The sequence below is a fragment of the Oleiphilus sp. HI0067 genome (genome assembly GCF_001635735.1).
Window position 1 is genome coordinate 1 of sequence record NZ_LWFI01001594.1, and the last position, 1,002, is coordinate 1,002.

The following is a 1,002-nucleotide window of genomic DNA, read 5'->3' on the forward strand; positions in this document are numbered from 1 at the left end:
AGTCGAATGTCCTTTTCCTTCAAACTTAATACTTTCTAACCACAATTGATCATTGTTATGTTGATCACTAAGCCAATCTTTGTAGTTATCTTCGAGTACTAAAATAATATTGTTTTGAGCTTGGCCTGAAATGAGAGCTGAGCGCATTGTGTTTCCTTTTATCAATAAAGGTGCTTAATCCGTCGTGAGAGTGGCTGCAATCTGACGCCATTCTTCGAAACCGCCATCTAGGCTAAAGGTTTCTTTAAATCCTTGTGCATTAAAGTAGTCTGCAGCGCCTTGGCTTGAGTTGCCGTGATAACAACAAACTACCAATGGTTTGTTAAGGTCTGTGTTTGCAATAAAGTGTTCCACATTTGAATTGTCGATGTGAGCAGCACCGTTTATATGGCCTTGCTCAAAAGACATTTGGTCTCGAATATCGATTACGGTGACCGTGTTTTCTGAATCACTCAGCCAAGATGCGAGCTGAGCACAACTAAGATGTTTAAATGACATAGTAAAGTTCCACTTTTGCGATGAAGCATTATAGACCTTACGGGCGCTACTGCGTATTTGGGTTTGGTAATGCTTGCATTGTTTTCGCGACTGGGATTAGTCTTGATGCTGGAAAAATAAAAACTAAGGAGTGATGAATGTCGTTAACGGTATATGGTTACCCAAACACCCGCACTTTGCGTGTGACTTGGTTGCTCGAAGAGTTGGGCTTGGATTACAGCTTCCAACTTGTCGATCTCATGAAAGGTGAAGCCAGACAGACGTCATTTCTAGAGCTCAATGCAGGGGGCAAGGTGCCTGCCATTCGTGTTGATGGAGGCATTATCACTGAATCCTTAGCGATCATGAATTATCTCTGCACATTGAAGCCCGAGGCAGAACTGATTCCAACATACAGCGCTTTTCGTCGTGCTCAGTATGACCAATGGAGCGTATTTGCAATTGCAGAACTAGAGCAACCTCTATGGACCATAGGAAAGCACAAGTTTGCTTTGCCGAAAGACT

At 42.7% G+C, this 1,002-nt stretch carries 2 protein-coding genes; one reads left to right on the forward strand and one right to left on the reverse strand.

Translation table 11 applies throughout. The features are described 5' to 3' along the window. Nucleotides 1-174: 174 nt before the first annotated feature. On the reverse strand, nt 175-498 hold the full coding sequence (glpE, locus tag A3739_RS25890) for a thiosulfate sulfurtransferase GlpE (RefSeq protein ID WP_068477749.1): 324 nt from the start codon (nt 496-498) through the stop codon (nt 175-177). Nucleotides 499-635: 137 nt separating this feature from the next. On the opposite strand from glpE, the gene A3739_RS25895 reads away from it, so the two are divergent. Then, nucleotides 636-1,002 (forward strand): glutathione S-transferase family protein (locus A3739_RS25895; RefSeq protein ID WP_197472589.1); only part of this gene is annotated, 367 nt, incomplete at its 3' end.

Bases quoted from the DNA above. Each gene is read 5' to 3' on its own strand.
- glpE (WP_068477749.1), bottom strand. From the start codon at position 498: ATGTCATTTAAACATCTTAGTTGTGCTCAGCTCGCATCTTGGCTGAGT.